15 protein-coding genes are annotated in these 15,134 nt (G+C 54.5%); 2 read left to right on the top strand and 13 right to left on the bottom strand.

The features are described 5' to 3' along the window. Window positions 1-56 precede the first annotated feature (56 nt). Window positions 57-923 (bottom strand): AraC family transcriptional regulator, encoded by an 867-nt coding sequence (locus JFL75_RS07465; protein WP_215626052.1) that lies wholly within the window; start codon window positions 921-923, stop codon window positions 57-59. Window positions 924-1,094: 171 nt separating this feature from the next. Between JFL75_RS07465 and JFL75_RS07460 the strand changes: the two genes are divergently transcribed. Then, window positions 1,095-2,870 carry a methyl-accepting chemotaxis protein gene (locus JFL75_RS07460; RefSeq protein WP_215626051.1) on the top strand — a complete coding sequence of 592 codons (1,776 nt, stop codon included), beginning with the start codon at window positions 1,095-1,097 and terminating at the stop codon, window positions 2,868-2,870. Here JFL75_RS07460 and JFL75_RS07455 read toward each other — a convergent pair. From JFL75_RS07455 to JFL75_RS07435, 5 genes are all read right to left on the bottom strand, one after another. Continuing rightward, window positions 2,867-3,523, bottom strand: coding sequence for a hypothetical protein (locus JFL75_RS07455; RefSeq protein ID WP_215626050.1), 657 nt, complete (start codon window positions 3,521-3,523; stop codon window positions 2,867-2,869). The two genes, JFL75_RS07460 and JFL75_RS07455, sit on opposite strands and share 4 nt — an antisense overlap. Window positions 3,524-3,703: 180 nt before the next feature. Then, window positions 3,704-4,219: a GNAT family N-acetyltransferase gene (locus JFL75_RS07450; RefSeq protein WP_215626049.1), complete on the bottom strand. Its 516-nt coding sequence runs from the start codon at window positions 4,217-4,219 to the stop codon at window positions 3,704-3,706. A gap of 25 nt (window positions 4,220-4,244) precedes the next feature. Continuing rightward, window positions 4,245-4,925: an alpha/beta fold hydrolase gene (locus JFL75_RS07445; RefSeq protein WP_215626048.1), complete on the bottom strand. Its 681-nt coding sequence runs from the start codon at window positions 4,923-4,925 to the stop codon at window positions 4,245-4,247. Then, window positions 4,916-5,521, bottom strand: a complete 606-nt coding sequence (locus JFL75_RS07440) for a DUF4240 domain-containing protein (protein WP_215626047.1) — start codon at window positions 5,519-5,521, stop codon at window positions 4,916-4,918. The genes JFL75_RS07445 and JFL75_RS07440 overlap by 10 nt, the downstream gene beginning before the upstream one ends. A 307-nt stretch (window positions 5,522-5,828) precedes the next feature. Beyond that, on the bottom strand, window positions 5,829-6,737 hold the full coding sequence (locus JFL75_RS07435; RefSeq protein WP_215626046.1) for a DUF4421 family protein: 909 nt from the start codon (window positions 6,735-6,737) through the stop codon (window positions 5,829-5,831). Between the two features lie 184 nt (window positions 6,738-6,921). Between JFL75_RS07435 and JFL75_RS07430 the strand changes: the two genes are divergently transcribed. Continuing rightward, window positions 6,922-7,251, top strand: a complete 330-nt coding sequence (locus tag JFL75_RS07430; protein WP_215626045.1) for a TIGR04076 family protein — start codon at window positions 6,922-6,924, stop codon at window positions 7,249-7,251. Window positions 7,252-7,276: 25 nt separating this feature from the next. Here JFL75_RS07430 and JFL75_RS07425 read toward each other — a convergent pair whose 3' ends face one another. The 7 genes from JFL75_RS07425 to JFL75_RS07395 form a co-directional block, all read right to left on the bottom strand. Further along, window positions 7,277-7,762: a GNAT family N-acetyltransferase gene (locus JFL75_RS07425; protein WP_215626044.1), complete on the bottom strand. Its 486-nt coding sequence runs from the start codon at window positions 7,760-7,762 to the stop codon at window positions 7,277-7,279. Between the two features lie 30 nt (window positions 7,763-7,792). Further along, a complete protein-coding gene (locus JFL75_RS07420; protein WP_215626043.1) occupies window positions 7,793-8,614 on the bottom strand; it encodes a radical SAM protein in 822 nt (273 codons plus the stop codon). Window positions 8,615-8,686: 72 nt separating this feature from the next. Continuing rightward, a complete protein-coding gene (locus JFL75_RS07415) occupies window positions 8,687-9,775 on the bottom strand; it encodes a radical SAM/SPASM domain-containing protein (RefSeq protein ID WP_215626042.1) in 1,089 nt (362 codons plus the stop codon). Continuing rightward, complete coding sequence (locus tag JFL75_RS07410; RefSeq protein WP_215626041.1) at window positions 9,772-10,413, bottom strand: TetR/AcrR family transcriptional regulator; 642 nt, start codon at window positions 10,411-10,413, stop codon at window positions 9,772-9,774. The genes JFL75_RS07415 and JFL75_RS07410 overlap by 4 nt, the downstream gene beginning before the upstream one ends. 120 nt (window positions 10,414-10,533) lie before the next feature. After that, a complete protein-coding gene (locus tag JFL75_RS07405; protein ID WP_215626040.1) occupies window positions 10,534-11,028 on the bottom strand; it encodes a cysteine hydrolase family protein in 495 nt (164 codons plus the stop codon). Further along, window positions 11,025-11,381, bottom strand: a complete 357-nt coding sequence (locus JFL75_RS07400) for a DUF6713 family protein (RefSeq protein ID WP_215626039.1) — start codon at window positions 11,379-11,381, stop codon at window positions 11,025-11,027. Before JFL75_RS07400 ends, JFL75_RS07405 begins: the two co-directional genes overlap by 4 nt. Further along, the gene (locus tag JFL75_RS07395; RefSeq protein WP_215626038.1) at window positions 11,378-15,103 is read right to left on the bottom strand and encodes an ATP-binding protein; all 3,726 of its coding nucleotides are present in this window, start codon (window positions 15,101-15,103) and stop codon (window positions 11,378-11,380) included. The genes JFL75_RS07400 and JFL75_RS07395 overlap by 4 nt, the downstream gene beginning before the upstream one ends. Between the last annotated feature and the right edge of the window lie 31 nt (window positions 15,104-15,134).

The raw sequence follows: 15,134 nt of genomic DNA, 5'->3' as shown, positions 1-15,134 counted from the left end.
AAACTTAACATTATTCCGGCCGGAGCCCCGGCCCGACCGGGCCGGCGTTCAGGCCTTTATTTCTTCACCGGCACCCAGATCCAGCAGACGTAATCCTCGGCGGACTGGTCGCCGTCGCTGTAAACCTCAATGTCCGGACCGTCTGCGTACTCGTAGCCGCTGCCCGGGAACCATTCGGTCATGATCCGTTCCTGTATTTTCTGGATGGCACCGGGCATAGGACCGATGCACTCAAAAATCGCCCATGTACAGGCCGGGACCTGGTATTCCGCCATGCCCTTTGGTACGGATTTCCCGCTGGACACGGCGATGTAATATTCAAGCTTACCCGGCTTCTGCCAGTCACCCACGCACACACCCAGAATACCCGGAAGTTTATTGTCCATGAGGCCGCATAATTCAGGAATAATACCCTTCTGTTTCTGCTCAACCCAGAACTTGGGCACCTCAACAAAACCTTCCTGCTTTTCCGGGTTCCAGTCGGTTTCCATTTTCGCTCCCACAATGCGGAAGGCTTCCCGGTCTTCGATTCGGTAATTCATCTCAGCTTCTCCTCGTATGGTAATTTTGAAGCTGATGGGATGGTATGCCTTGAGCCGGATACCTTTCCGACGCGCCGCCGAGGGGGCCGCTCCGTGGACATTCCGGAAGGCCCGGTTGAACGCGGTGGGGGAGTCGTATCCGTAGCGCAGGGCAATATCGATGACCTTCTCATCGCCGTTCTGCAGATCGAACGCCGCCCGGGTCATTCTCCGCCGGCGGATGTACTCCGACAGGGGCATCCCCGCCATATACGAAAACATCCGCTGGAAGTGGAACCCTGAACAGCCGGCGATCCGGGCCAGCTGGTCGGGATCTATGTCCCCGTCCAGGTTATCCTCCACGTAGCGGAGGGCGCCGTTAAACCGGCCAAGCCAATCCATTCCATCATCTCCTTACCAACAGGGTAGTGTATTATCCCTGGCCGGACCTCTCATTCCGTGTCTATTTCTGCGAGGTTTTCCTGGCTTTCCCCGGACATGGTTAAATAAATCCGCTTTATAGGCTATAATTAGCTATAATTAACTATATAATAATACGCATGGAGGGCTCATTTGAAAAGCCTCAAGACACGTTTCTTCCTTTTTTTTATCGGCCTGGGGATTATTGTCTCCCTGGGCGCTGGCGTTACCATGTATGTTCAATACGCCGGATATATCAAGCATTCTATTCAGGATAACCTTACCAAGGTCGCCACCATGATCGATACCCAGTATCCCTTTGTGGGGGACCGGGACTATTTTGTCCGGGGGGTGGAGAACAATTCGCCGGAACTCTGGGACTTTATCCGGGGGATGAAGTCCATCGGGGAGATTTTTGAAATAGATTTTGTGTCCATGATTGAAAAAGGACCCGACGGGTACCGGTTTCTCTTTGACACGAATTTCCTGGAAGAGGGGAACTTTGACGGCTTTCTGACCAATCTTTTTTCTTTTAATGAAGAAATCCCCGAGGAGGTACTCCAGGCCTACGCCACCGGAACCCCCCAGGTTGCGGACAAACCATTTGTGGACGAGTGGGGGACGTACCTTTCGGCCTATCTCCCGGTGATCAGGGACGGACGGATTATCGGGCTCATCGTTCTGGACTGCGAGGTATCCTTCATGACCAATCTCCTGAAGAACGCCTGGATTGCCCTGGGATTGGCCCTGCTCCTGGCGGCGGTTCTGGCGGCCCTCTTGTCACTCCAGGTTTCTTCCTTTCTTATAAAACCCATCAAGGAAGTCCTCAAAATTACCGGCGATCTGGCGGACATGAATTTCGATGTGGAAATAAACAAGTTCCGGACAGATGAGATCGGCAGCCTCCAGAAAGCCCTGATGGTGATCCGGGACAATTTCCGGAAAGCCCTGGATGTCCTCAACGATCACCTTGCCAAATTAACGTCCTTAAGCAAAACCCTGGATACGGCCATGTCCAAGTCCGCCGAGGGACTGGCGGTAATAAATCAGAACATGGATTCCGTGCAGAGCCGGTCCGACCTGCAGCTGGAATCGGTGGAACAGACCGCCGGTTCCGTGGATACCATCATCGGCAATATCGGTTCCCTTAACCGGGCGGTGGCCACCCAATCGGAGAATATCATTGTCTCGTCGGCGGCTATTGAGGAGATGGTGGCCAGCATCCAATCCATCCGGACCGTGGTCAACAAGGTAAGCGCCATCACCGGCACCCTGTCGGATTCCTCGGAACAAGGCCGGGATAATATGGCGCAGCTGGTGGGAAAACTCCAGCAGGTTTCGGAACAGTCCCGGGCTCTGCAGGAGGCAAACCGGACCATCGCGAACATTACCGGCCAGACAAACATTCTGGCCATGAACGCCGCCATTGAGGCGGCTCACGCCGGTGAGGCGGGGAAGGGTTTTGCCGTGGTGGCGGGGGAAATCCGGAAGCTGGCGGAGATGTCCGACAAAGAATCGGTTTCCATTGCCAATGAGATCAAAAAGATGGAACAGATAATCGCGGAAATGGTGGCCGCCACGGATGAGACATCCCGGTCCATCTCCGTGATGTTTACCGAAGTGAACAATATGGAAACGTCCTTTGATACCGTGAACAGGGCGGTGGAGGAACAGGCCGTGGGCGGACGGCAGATTCTGGAATCTCTCAAGAATATTGAGGAAACCACCCGGGAGGTTCAGAACGAGTCCGGAGCAATACAGAATGTGAGCGGCCTCATATCCGGGGAGATCGGTAAACTCACCGCCACCTCCCGGGAAGTGAACGAAAGCGTCCAGGATGTCCGGAAGGCCAATAAGTCCATAGCGGAAGTCCTGGATGAGGCCCGGCGTATAGCCGCGGAGGCTTCCGGGCCCGCGCTTAATGATTAGTCAAAAAAGTCGTAATCAACACCTTCACGGATCCAGGTAATGTCTGCGGGTTTTGAGGAGACGAACCGGTCATCGTCAAAGGCCATCCAGTTCCAGCCTTGTACGAGGGACACCTTCCATAAGGCGATTTCCCGGTCTTCCTCATCGTAGTACGCGGTTTCGCCGTTTATTGTGACGGCCCTGTCCGCGTAGACATATTTATAGAAGCGGTCGTCATTATTGCTCTGGATCTCGACAATGGAATAAGTTCCGGAATCATTGAATGTGGGAATGAAATCCAGGACCGCGATCTTCGCGTTGGGATCCGAAACGGACAATCCGCCGGAACCGAAAAGCGACGGGGAAAACAGGTGTGAATCATTAATGTCCGCGCTGTCGATGGTTACCGTAAATAATCCGGTTGTTATTGATCCTGAGGTCGGTATTACCGATGAAGTGGGATGGCCGGATTTTACCGCGATGGTACCGCTTCTGGTTTCCCGTCCCAAAAAATCGTAAATCTGCTGCTGACTGAGGATGATCTCGGTCCCGGATATTGCCCCCGATGAGATATACAGTTCGGGGTCATCAGTAGTTCCGTTATCACAGGCAATCAAAAAAATCATAACGGACAGGCTCAGGACGAGCAGAAAAATCTTACCTTTGGTTTTCATTAAATCCTCCGATTTATACATAGGTATATATATAATATAAACCCGCGGCGGGAATAAATTTCACCCTAATACCTAAAAAAAGGACAAATGCCACTATAAATTGAAAGATTGTCCAAAGAATTGAATGATACTCAGCCTATGGGTGGTTAAGATGACGCTGCCGGTGTATCGCCGTACCTGTCAGACAATATCTATGATCCCTTGTATGGTTTCGAGTGCCCCGGGGACCAGTTCCCGGGCCAGACACCAGTCTGCCTTTGGGTCTTTCCGGTGGTGAATGCCGAAGGTATAGGAAGGAACGAATCCCAGGCCATGATAGATCTCCGGTTCCCCGCAGAGGAATACCGACGTGTACCCCAGCTCCCGGGCAATACCAAAGGCGCGCTCCATGAGACTGCGGGCGATCCCCCGCCGGAAATATTCCGGCCGGACGCTCAGGGGAGAAAGGACCAGGGTTGTGATCATGCCGTCCGCCGCTGCAACTTCCGTTTTGCAGAGCACGATCTGGCCGGCGATGGTTTTATCTCCGGTTTCAGCAACCAGGGAAAGCTCAGGGATAAAGGTCGGTTTTTCCCGCAGGCTGTCCAGGTAATGCGCCTCTGTTCCGTCTCCGTACTCCACGGTCGCAAAGGCGGCGGTCACGAGCCGCCGGACTTCCGGATAATCTTTGGGTTCTTCCTTCCGGATAGTAATCATTTGGTTGGTGTATCCTGTCATTGTTTCAGGGGATCGGCTTTTGCCGGGATTCCTCAAAGAAAGCCCTTACATCATTGCCGATCAAATCCGAGTGTTCAATATAGCTCGAGTGGTCGTGGCCCTCCATGGTAATGAGCCGGGCGTCCGGAAGGGTGCGGACGAGGTCCCTGTAAAGTTCCGGTCTGTAGATGTCATTCTCCCCGGCCATCAGGAGCAGGGGAACATGGACATCCCTCAGGGCTTCCAATGGAATATCCGGCTGTTCCAGCATAAGTTTGAAGAGCGGGTCGCCGGTTTGCTCATAGGTTTCCTTAACGTACGCGTAGCTCTCTTCGGTAAAATCCTCCGGCTTAAGGTTGACCCCCAGGAGGGCCGCCTTCCGCAGAACCTCCGGGTGCTTCATGGCCAGAAGTAATCCTATGATACCGCCGTCGCTGAATCCCAGCAGGTACACCGGAGCCAGGTCCAGTTTTTTAATAAACTGAAAAATATCTTCCGCCATGGTTTCATAGGCGTACACTTCGGTCTGTTCGCTCCGGCCATGGTTGCGGCTGTCCGGGGCATAGAGGGTAAAGCGGTCCTTCAGTTTTTCGGTGAGCTCGTCAAAGATGGTATGATCCTCTCCGTTGCCGTGGAGCAGCACCAGCGCCGGGCCGCTGCCGGTTTTTTTGTAATAGAGGGTTACTCCGTTGACGTTCACTTCCATATAAAACCTTCCCGTTCCGCGCGTGATATCAGGCGGGGCAGGGTCTGCGGAATAGCGGCCATGGCTTCTTCGAAGCTTTCAAACCCGCCGTACCTGCCGCCGTTTTTGTAGATAATTTCCGCGCCTATTTCCGCACTGATCTGCGGGGGAACTGCGAATCCGGCTTCCCCGGCATAACCATCCGCTTCTTCGAACGCGCCGTACTCTCCGCTGGGCGGGGCTTCGAAATCTTCTTCATCAAATCCCACTCCCATGAGCATTTCAAACTCGGCATGCCCGAAGGGAATATAGGGCAGGTCAGCCAGGGAGTCCGGATCCTTCAGCGCGTTTATCAGATACGTATTTCCCTGGGCGATAACCCACAGGGCAAAGTAGAGCGCGGTGTCGTCGCTGACGTAGCCGTTTATCACCTTGCATGCCATGTCCAGCCATACGCACTCGGCGGCACCGTTCATATACGCGCCGAGGTAGGCCCGGAACAGCCGCAGCTCCTCCGGCGGCAGTGCCGCGGTTTCCGCTTCCAGGGCGCTGCGGTACGCTTCGGTATCCTCGCGGCGGCAACGGTCCATAATATTCCAGAAATCCTGCTTTGTCATCCATTCGCTCCTTTATACCGCTGCCGCGGTATCCTTGGCTGCCGGCGGCGCCAAAGACAGCCTCAAGTGTAGATTATTTTTGACAGGCTGAAAAGAAGCATCCGATACAGCTGCCGGTTGGTTATCCGGCAGCTGCATCCGAATCGCGGGGCCGTGCTCTGGCGATTTTTCCCTGGCTGTTCCGGGATGCCGCGGCGGAAACCGAATTGGCGGGTCTGGCTGTCGCCGAGCATCTTCCCTGGGACGCCATCAATTTAAGCGATTTCCTAAAAACGATTCCTATTTTCAGATAATCCGGAAGGCTCTGTCAAAACCGGTAGGAGAAATTTATTGTCATGGAGGAGGTGAGCAATCCGTCGGGCCGTTCCGGGTTGCGGAGGATGAGCAGGAAGCGGCAGTCCCCCACAAAATTCAGGGACCATGACGTATGGTTGTAGCCAAAGGAAATTCTGGGCATGATCTGGGGCATGAAGTGCCAGGTCTTTCTGTCAACGCTGATACCGGCGTTTACTTCCGCGGCGGCCATGAGATTGAGGAAGAAATTCCGGGGAAAGACAAAGGTGTAGGAGTACCCCGCGCTGGGACCGAAAGACACGAGCCGGTCTTTATCCCGGTACTGTTCCAGCGCGCCGTCCCGGCTGTGCAGGGATGTATAAAATACGCCAAAGCCCAAGAGCGGACTGCCGCTGGATTTTTCCTGACGGCCGGACAAATTGTAGACAGCCCCCAGGGAATGGTTTTTGTGGTTCATAACCCAGCCACCGGTGATGCCCGCGGAAAAGAGCTGCATGTCCGTGTCCCGGACATCGCTGGTATCCGCGTCCCGGTAAAAATCCTGGTACCGCATGCAGAACAGTGAATAGTAGAACTTGCCCGGATAGGAATTCATCCTGAAGTCAAAGGTACTGAAGGGTTCCCTGCCGGATATTTTGTAGAGGGGAATACTGAAACTTGCCGAAAGGCTCTTGTACCGGAGCCCCAGACCCAGAGCCCAGGGTTTGTCCGCCTCGTAACTGGCGGCCATCCGGTCCCCGACACTCACGATATTGTATTTTCCTGACACCGTGAGGGTGAAATCTTCCTCATAGGGAATGATATTCCCGGAAGGATTTTCTCCGGCATAACAGAGGCCTGCGGCCATGATGCAGACCAGGACACAAAGTATCCGCTGTCTTATCCGGATAGGTTTTTTTGAATGGGGTGAAACAGGTACCATGGTTCCTGCATAGTAGAGATTAAGCGCCGGAGAATCAAGTGTTGCGGCCGGAGCTTCGGAGTTAACGCCGCGGCCTTTCCCGCGGATGCCGTAATCCTCCGGTTTTGCCGGTACGTGTTGATAAACCGGAAAAAAATGTTAGAATTATACCAAGACGGCGGTCTGAAATCAGGGAGGTAATGCCATGGCAAACAAGCATAAATGCAAAATAACGGTTTTACGGCGGGAGTATTTCCAGGACCTGGCCGACGAATACCTGGCGGATCCCCAGGCGGGGAAGTGCAAACTTTTCCAGGACGGTCAGGAGATCATTGTGGACAGCGAAAACTACTTCCCCATGCTGGGCGGAAAGTTCTGTTCCGAAGCCTGGGACAGCATCAGCCGCTACGTTTACGCCGCCATTCAGGGCGGGTCCATCATGCGGGGCTGGACCAATGATGAGAAAGTGATGATCACCTGCTGCAACGATGGCGTCCGTCCGGTGATTTTTAAGCTGGAACGGATCGACGGGTAGAAATAAAGCCTGCCGCGCCGCCGGATTACGGCACAAGGCTGAAGCGGTAATACCCCTTAGCTTCATCAAAAATAAAACCATTTGCCAGCAGTGCCCTGTTCGAGGGAATGTTTTCCGGTTCGGGCTGGACCAGAATGGTTTTTGCATGGCCCAGATTCCGGATGGCTTCCACCAGGGCTCCGACAATAGCCGTGCCCCAGCCTTTGCCCAGATATGCTTCTTCCCCGATAAGATAATCGATGCTGTAAATAGTTTTCGGTTCGGTAACTTCATACCATTCTTCCTGAGCGTCGAAACAGTCATAGTACTGGCAGAACCCCAAGGGTGTATCCCCGTCCAGGACAATAAAATGGCGCAGAAAGGCGAAGGCGCCCTTCCGTTCCCGGACTTCCTTGAGCCATTCTTCCGGATCATGGTACCACTGCCTGATATAGTCTTTGTACAGCCACGCGGTGAGCCGGGGGATGTCCCCGTCCTCCAATGGACGCAGGCGCAGTTCTGTTTTGTTCATAAAAATTTCCTCTCCTGACCCGATGGTCTTCTATTTTTTCCGGATCAGTTCATGGTAAAAATAGTTTTTCATAACAAGTCCTTCCCGCCGGGCAAAGGCTTCCAGTTCTTCGCTCAAAGCGATCCAGTAACTTTTGTCCCTTTCCTGGTATATCCCCTGGTACAGGGGCAGAAGGCCGGGATGCTTCTTTTCTATATACTGCATGATCGTATGGCGGTAGGTCCCCCGAAGGTTGAGGTTTTCCAGCCAGTATTCTCCGCAGTGATCCCTGGTGGCCCGGGCAATATCCGGCACCGAAGTGATCCCCGGAAAAATGGGGGAGATAAAAGTCACCGTTCGGATACCGTTTTTATTGAGGACCGCCATGGCATCAATCCGTTCACTGATCGGGGATGCCCGGTCCATATCCCGGCGGAACCCTTCGTCCAGGGTATTGATGGAGAAGGAAACAGTGAGGTTTTCGATCTGTTTAAGAATATCCAGGTCCCGGAGGATCAGGGCAGACTTGGTGGAAATACTTATTTCAGCTTTCGTTCCCGCGAACTGCCGGAGGAGTTCCCGGGTTTTTCCGTATTTTTTTTCGTAGGGGTTGTAGCAGTCCGTGACCGAGCCGAAGAACAGTGCCTTGCCGTCGTACCGGGATGGATCGGTGATGGGCGGGAATTCCTTGACATCCAGGAATTCTCCCCAGGGTTCCCCATGGCCGGTGAAGCGCTTCATGAATGAGGCGTAGCAGTAGACGCACTTATGGGGACAGCCTACATAGGGATTAACCGCGTAATCCGATACGGGAAGTTTTGATTTTACTATAACTGTTTTTACCGGCCTGTTTCGTACAACCATAGGGTTCATATAATCGTATTTCCCACGGAAGGGTCAAGTGAATACAATGCTTCGGTAAGCGAATAGTCCCTGACCGGCCGGTTACCCCGCGAGGATCGCCCGGACTTCCGCTTCCTTCTCAAAGAGTACACAGCCCCCGGTATGGTTTCCCGCAGCTAGGTTCCGGATCTCTCCGAAATACCGCGATCCCAGGATATCCCTGAGGGAAGCGTTTTTGATATTCTCTTTGGCGAAGGGTGAAAAGGGGCAGGGTTCCGCGCCGCCTTTGGGGTTGATATGGAAAAATCCCCGCCCCGAGGCCAGGCAGCCGCCCATGGCTTCTTCATCCCCGGAAAAAGAGAGAATAACGGTGTCGCTGAACCGGCCCTTGAGGCCTTGGGTGCGTCTCTGGAGTTCCTCCTGGCCTGCTTTATCCAGGGCCAGAGATTCCGTACCCGGTTCCGCCGGGACATACTCCACGAAAAAGACGATACCGCAGCCCCGGCTCCGGAGTTCCGCGGTATAGGATTCGGCCAGCACTTCCGCCATATTCTCCCGGGTGACGGTTACGGATACACCGAAGAGGATACGCCGCTCCTTGAGTTCCGCCATCGCCGACTCGACCCCGGCGTAGACTCCCGTTCCCCGGCGGACATCGGTGGCCTCCCTGTTTCCTTCAAGGCTCAGAACCGGAATCAGATGGCGGTTTTCATCAAAAAGGGAGAGGAATTCTCCATCCATGAGGGTTCCGTTGGTAAAAACCGGGAACACCAGGCTGGGCATTGACGCGGCCGCGGTGATTACATCCCGGCGCATTAAGGGTTCCCCACCGGCGAGGAGGATGAACGCCGTACCCAGATTTGCCGCTTCGGCGAAGACCGCCATCCATTCCTCCGCCGAAAGATCCGCGGGACTGAGTCCGCCGCCGCAGGCAGTATCCTTCAGGGCGCCGCCCGCCCGGGCGTAGCAGCCCGCGCAGGACAGATTGCACCGGGACGCGATGCTGGCGATGAGGAAGGGCGGCACGTGGCAGCCGGCTTTCTCGTTTTCTTCCCGCAGTGCGGCGCTCCGGGTGATTTCCGGAATTATCCGTGCCAGGAAAGCCCGGCCTTTTCTGCTGTTCAGGTAAAAGCGGCCGGCGGTCTTCATAATATTGGCGATGCCTTTCTGCATAAATATATTCAGGTTCATTTTTTCCGTTCCTTCTGGGGTATTTGATAAACCGCGGCAAACTGTTCCACATGGGCCATGAGGACCGCCAGGGCTTCGCCGGTTTTCTCCGGCATGGTGTCGTACTGGAATAAAAGCAGGTAAAAGGGAGCGTAAAACTGAAGAGCCATGGTTGCCGGCGGCCCTTTCCGGAAAGCTCCCTGTTTAATCATCTCCGTAAACAAGGCTGTCTGAAATTCCATGGCGGCGTCGGTAAACCAGCTTCTGAATGCCGCGGCCGCCGCGCCGTTCTTGTACTGTTCGATCATCAGGAGCCGCCGGAATTTTGAGGCCCGCGGATCCTTGAGGAAAAAGAGAAACACCGCTTCGCAGGCTTTCTTGAGCCAGGTCAGATCGTTCCGGCCGTACTCTTTGGCTACCTTCCTGATCTCCCCCTGGGGCAGTCTGTAGGAAGCCACGGTTTCCTCGAATCGGGTATTCATCTCCTCGAAGAGGGTGTCAAAAATTGCCTGTTTGCTGGGAAAGTGTTTATACAGGGAACTGTCTTTTATTCCCACCCGGCCGGCTATTTCCTTAATGGAAACCCCGTCAAAGCCCTGCACGGAAAACAGATCCAGGGACGCGTCGAGGATCCTTTGTTTTGTATTGCCCCGTTCCATATTCCTCCCAATTAAAGGCTAGTGTTTACTAGCTTTAGTATAGCTAGTAAACACTAGCCTTGTCAAGAGAAAATTGCCGGTTTCTTCCGGAATAAATCTTCCGCTGTATTTTAAGACGTCCTAGCCTTCAACCATCCGCCTGAGCACATTAAGGGTTACCGTTTCACTGATATCTTCCACGAAGGTATTGTTCTCTTTGCTGTCACTGGCTAAGCCGTGCCGCAGCAGTATGGGAAACAGGTCATGGTCCTTGGCGCCACGGTAGGTGGAGAGAACGCAGTATTCCGCGCTGTATCCCGTGATGATCACGGTATCCGCATTCCGGGACGTGAGGAAGGGGAATAGATCGGTTTTGTTGAAGCTGTTGCTGTATGTTTTGCTGACGATTTCTTCTCCGGTTTCCGGTTTGAGTATGTCGATGATTTCGTAGCCCCGGGTTCCCGGGACAATGCCGTCCTCTTCGTCAGCGTCCTGGATCCAGACTATGGGAAGACCGTTTTCCCGGAACAGGCCCAGGGCCTCGCTGATGTATTCCGCCGCTTTGTCCATGGACACCTTACCGGGACCTTCATAATACGCCTTCTGCATGTCAATAATAAGCAGCGCCATGTTCATAGCAGTCTCCCTATGCTTAGTGCCGCCAACGCAATGCCGGTTATTCCGCTGGCGATGATAATGATGTTTGAAGTTAAACTGCCGAAATGTTCCTTCCTCCTGACCAGCAGCTTATGGACCGTGAAGGGGAAAAGTCCGGCAATACCCACAATGAGGGAAACGATGTTTCCCGCGGGAAAACCCGCAGCCAGCCAGTACAGGCCGAGAAACATAACCGCTATAATGGGAATGTGCATCAGCAGGAATCCCGTTATTTTTCCCGGTAAATGCAGAATTTCCCATTCCTTCTCATAGGCCGATTCGATTTCGTGAAGCAGCAGCAGGGTGCAGACGGTGCTATACAGCGGGATCATTCCGTTTCCTCTTCGCTGCCTCTGAGGAACCGGGACAGGGCTTTCATCAACGCGTCAAGCTCCACGGGCTTGGCAATGTGGTCGTTCATGCCGTGGGAAGCAGCCCGGTCTATGTCTTCCTTAAAAGCGTTGGCCGTCAGGGCGATGACCGGAACTGTCCCGGCGTCCGGCCGATCAAGAACCCGGATGGCTTCCGTCGCCTCATAGCCGTCCATCCGGGGCATCTGCACATCCATGAGAATAACATTGTAATAACCCGGGGCCGACGCGGCGAACATGTCCACCGCTTCCTTTCCGTCCGCGGCCTCGTCAATTTGAATGCCCGTGTCCTCCAGCAGGGACCGCACGATGAGGCGGTTGACCTCCACATCGTCCACCAGGAGCATCCGCGCCCCGGGGAATTTTCCGGACACGGAGGGCTCGGCGGTTTTTTCATCAAGCCCTTCTTGGGTTTCCGTGAGCCATATCTCGAAACGGAAGGTACTGCCCTTACCCGGGGTACTTTCCACGATAATTTCACTGCCGAACATATGGAGTATCCGTTTGCTGATAGCCAGCCCCAGGCCGGTGCCGCCGTGTTTCCGGGCAATATCGCTTCCGCCCTGTTCAAAGGATTCAAAGATTTTGCCGACATCCTCTCCGGCAATACCGATACCCGTATCCCTGACGATGAATTCCACCAGGAGTTTCCCGTCCCGGTGTTCTTTCTTGATGAGTTTAAACTCAATGGTGCCGTGTTCCGGGGTAAATTTTACCGCGTTGCCCAGGAGGTTTATCAGCACCTGCCGGAGCCGGAGGGAGTCCAGACGGAACGCCGGGGGATTGAAATCCGGGACCGTCGTTTCAAAGTGTATGTTTTTTTCTTCGCACCGGGGCCGGATGATGTTGGCCACCGTGGCGGCTAGCTGGGAAAGCTGCACCGTTTCATCGGTAAGTTCGATCCTGCCGGCTTCGATTTTGGAAAGATCCAGGATATCGTTGAGAAGCCCCAGCAGATGCTGGGAGGATGATTCGATCTGGTCTATGTGATCGGCCACCAGATCCATGGCGCCTTCCCGGCTGGCAAGCTCCCCCAGTTTTTTCTGTACAATTGCGGTAAGGCCGATGATGGCGTTCATGGGTGTCCGGATTTCATGGCTCATCCGCGCCAGGAATTCCCCTTTGTGGGCATTGGCTTCGTTGGCGTCATTAACCGCTTTTTCCAGGTCCAGCTGGGTCCTGCGGAGCTTTTCCTCCATTTCCACCCGGATGGTGACGTTCCGGGCAAAACCCAGAAGGCCGATGAGGGAACCGCTGCCGTCGTAAATGGGGGTGCGCACCGAATCGAGGATTTCCCTGTGGCCGTCGGCGAAGCTGAGATGTTCCTCCGAGTACAGGGGCTCCGATCCGGCAATGGCCTTCAGGTCATTCTCCGCGAATCCCCGGGCGATATCCGCCGGAAGAATCTCCTCCGCGGTTTTGCCGGTAAACTCTTCCGTAGGCCTGTCCGCGATGGCGGCAAACCGGGGATTAACCGTAAAGTACGCCCCTCGGGAATCCATATACCAGATCAGGTCCGGGGACGCGGAAAAGATTTTATCCAGAAGGGATTTCTGTTCCTCGATACGGATCTGCTCCCGGACCATATCGGTCATGTCCGCGGTTTCGATGATGTAGCCGATCCGCCGGCCTTCTTTATCGAGAAGGTAATTGGCTATTCCTTTAAGGTAGCGGTCGCTGTTTTCCAGGTAGAAAATTTCCGCTTCCCTTCCTTCCTCCAGCGCCAGAATAGGATCATAGGGTGAGTTCGCCGGGTACACACTGGTTTCGGCATAGGGCGCTCCGGTTACTTCCGGCAGGGTTTTCCGGCAGAATTCCAGCCCCGGCCCGTTCATATAGATGATCCGCCGATCCATGTCGGTGATGCTCAGGGAATTCTTCACGCTGGCCACGATGCTGTCCGCCATATCATCGAAGGAATCCGCCAGGGCTCCGAACTCATCCTTAACCGGTACATTAAACCGGAACTGGCGTTCTCCTCCCCGGAAATGGGAGATCCCCGCGATAAGGGTGTTGATCTTTCCCGTAATGGAACTGGCTACCAGGATCGCAATGCATACCACCAGGATGATTAGGACAATGGTGGTGAACAGGAGCCGCTGGGTGGTGGATTCCTGGTTTTCCTGGATGGCGTCAATGAGCCGGCCTTCCATGTCCGCCGCCGGACGGGTGAAGTCCTCCAGCCCCGAACCGATGGCCACAAAACCGAAGCCCCGGCGGGAAAACCCATTGGCTTCCGAAGGGGCGTACTGCCCGGTGTAGTAGGGGATTGCCGCGGCGGTGTTGAGCTTGTAAATACCGCTCCAGAGTATATAGAAGGAACCGGAGCCGCCTTCCCCGGTGAGGTCCATCCAGCCGGTGCATTGGGGGGCGTTGTTCAGGTACCGGCCATCCAGACCTACCAGACCTGCCCGGGTGAGCTCCGGGGCCGGTATTTTTGCCCGGGACTGCTCGTAAAAGACCGGTATGTCTTTTGCGTAATCGGTCCACTTCTCCAGTCCGCTGGATTTCCATCCTTCGTATATTGAAGATTCCAGCCAGGGAATCTGGGGACTGCCGGTTTCCGGATCGTAACCCACGATGGAATGGTGCCGGGGGTGGCAGATGCTCCGGCACTGGTAATCCCAGATGAAGGCATAATTGCCGTCATAGGCGCTGGGCAGCCGGGTATACCGCTCATTCATAGGGGTAAGATGGTCGGTAAATTCCATAATATGGTCATGGTTCAGGGCAAAGGTAACGTACCCTACGACCGCGCCGCCCGCCCCGGTTACCGGCGTGGCCCACCGTACAATGCCCTCAAAACGCCGGCCGTTGGGGTTTTCCTCCCCGGCGTAGGCCTGTTCCTCCGGAAGGTAGGGAATATCGTAGCCCCGGTCCGCCGCGGCCTTCTGCACATTCTCCGGAGTATACATCCCGATGTAGTTTGATCCCGCGTATGCGCCGATCACATCGGATACGTAAATCTCACCGGGCTGCAGGGCCGTCAGTTTCTCAAAATAATTTTCCGCTTTGATATAGGTGTTTTCCCGCCGGGATACATCCCGGCGGCGGGAATCCAGGGGAAACCGGACCTTGGTGGAATGGGGCGTAACGTATTTTACCCGTTCCGTTCCGTCGAGATCCACAAAGGTAATCTCGTCGTAAAATGGAACCTTCTCGGATGGGTATATTTCCGGCGGACGGTAATTAAAACCGTCCATGTCGTTGTTTTCGCTGTTGGTGGATACTCCGCCGGCGGAATCCGCGGGAGGCGGGTTCTGAAGCACCCAGGACAGTCCGTCATCTGCCAGGACCCATTCGCCTTTTTTAACAATGGCGCCCTGCTGCATCTCGGAAAAGCGCCGGTAATTTTCCAGGGTCGGTTCCAGAGTGGCCAGATAGAGGATATCATCGTCCCTGCTGTACAGAAACTCCGCCACCCTGTTGGCGGCGTCGGTGGACATCCGTTCGATGTTTTCCACCGCGCTCCGGTTCAGCGCGTCGGAGGCATCCTCCACGGCAATTTCCCGGAGAATATCCCCCAGGATATGGACCTGCTGCCAGGCCATAACCGTAAGCAGAATCAATGGCAGAACCTGCACCAGGAGGAAAATCATGATCAATTTTGCCTGCATGCCAATGCCTAACCGGGTCAGAAACTGGCCCAGGCGGATCGACAGGGACGTTTTTTTTGATTCCATTACGAGGTCCGCTTCTCCGTGATTCCCATTA

The organism is Breznakiella homolactica (assembly GCF_016616095.2).
Classification (GTDB): domain Bacteria; phylum Spirochaetota; class Spirochaetia; order Treponematales; family Breznakiellaceae; genus Breznakiella; species Breznakiella homolactica.
This window is presented reverse-complemented; position numbering and strand designations above follow the sequence as displayed.

Excerpts from the sequence above, each read along its gene's own strand:
- JFL75_RS07440 (WP_215626047.1), bottom strand. The coding sequence starts at position 5,521 with ATGACAAAGCAGGATTTCTGGAATATTATGGACCGTTGCCGCCGCGAG.
- JFL75_RS07455 (WP_215626050.1), bottom strand. The coding sequence starts at position 3,523 with ATGAAAACCAAAGGTAAGATTTTTCTGCTCGTCCTGAGCCTGTCCGTT.
- JFL75_RS07400 (WP_215626039.1), bottom strand. The coding sequence starts at position 11,381 with ATGATCCCGCTGTATAGCACCGTCTGCACCCTGCTGCTGCTTCACGAA.
- JFL75_RS07450 (WP_215626049.1), bottom strand. The coding sequence starts at position 4,219 with ATGATTACTATCCGGAAGGAAGAACCCAAAGATTATCCGGAAGTCCGG.
- JFL75_RS07430 (WP_215626045.1), top strand. The coding sequence starts at position 6,922 with ATGGCAAACAAGCATAAATGCAAAATAACGGTTTTACGGCGGGAGTAT.
- JFL75_RS07445 (WP_215626048.1), bottom strand. The coding sequence starts at position 4,925 with ATGGAAGTGAACGTCAACGGAGTAACCCTCTATTACAAAAAAACCGGC.
- JFL75_RS07465 (WP_215626052.1), bottom strand. The coding sequence starts at position 923 with ATGGATTGGCTTGGCCGGTTTAACGGCGCCCTCCGCTACGTGGAGGAT.
- JFL75_RS07425 (WP_215626044.1), bottom strand. The coding sequence starts at position 7,762 with ATGAACAAAACAGAACTGCGCCTGCGTCCATTGGAGGACGGGGACATC.
- JFL75_RS07435 (WP_215626046.1), bottom strand. The coding sequence starts at position 6,737 with ATGGTACCTGTTTCACCCCATTCAAAAAAACCTATCCGGATAAGACAG.
- JFL75_RS07405 (WP_215626040.1), bottom strand. The coding sequence starts at position 11,028 with ATGAACATGGCGCTGCTTATTATTGACATGCAGAAGGCGTATTATGAA.
- JFL75_RS07395 (WP_215626038.1), bottom strand. The coding sequence starts at position 15,103 with ATGGAATCAAAAAAAACGTCCCTGTCGATCCGCCTGGGCCAGTTTCTG.
- JFL75_RS07410 (WP_215626041.1), bottom strand. The coding sequence starts at position 10,413 with ATGGAACGGGGCAATACAAAACAAAGGATCCTCGACGCGTCCCTGGAT.
- JFL75_RS07420 (WP_215626043.1), bottom strand. The coding sequence starts at position 8,614 with ATGAACCCTATGGTTGTACGAAACAGGCCGGTAAAAACAGTTATAGTA.
- JFL75_RS07415 (WP_215626042.1), bottom strand. The coding sequence starts at position 9,775 with ATGAACCTGAATATATTTATGCAGAAAGGCATCGCCAATATTATGAAG.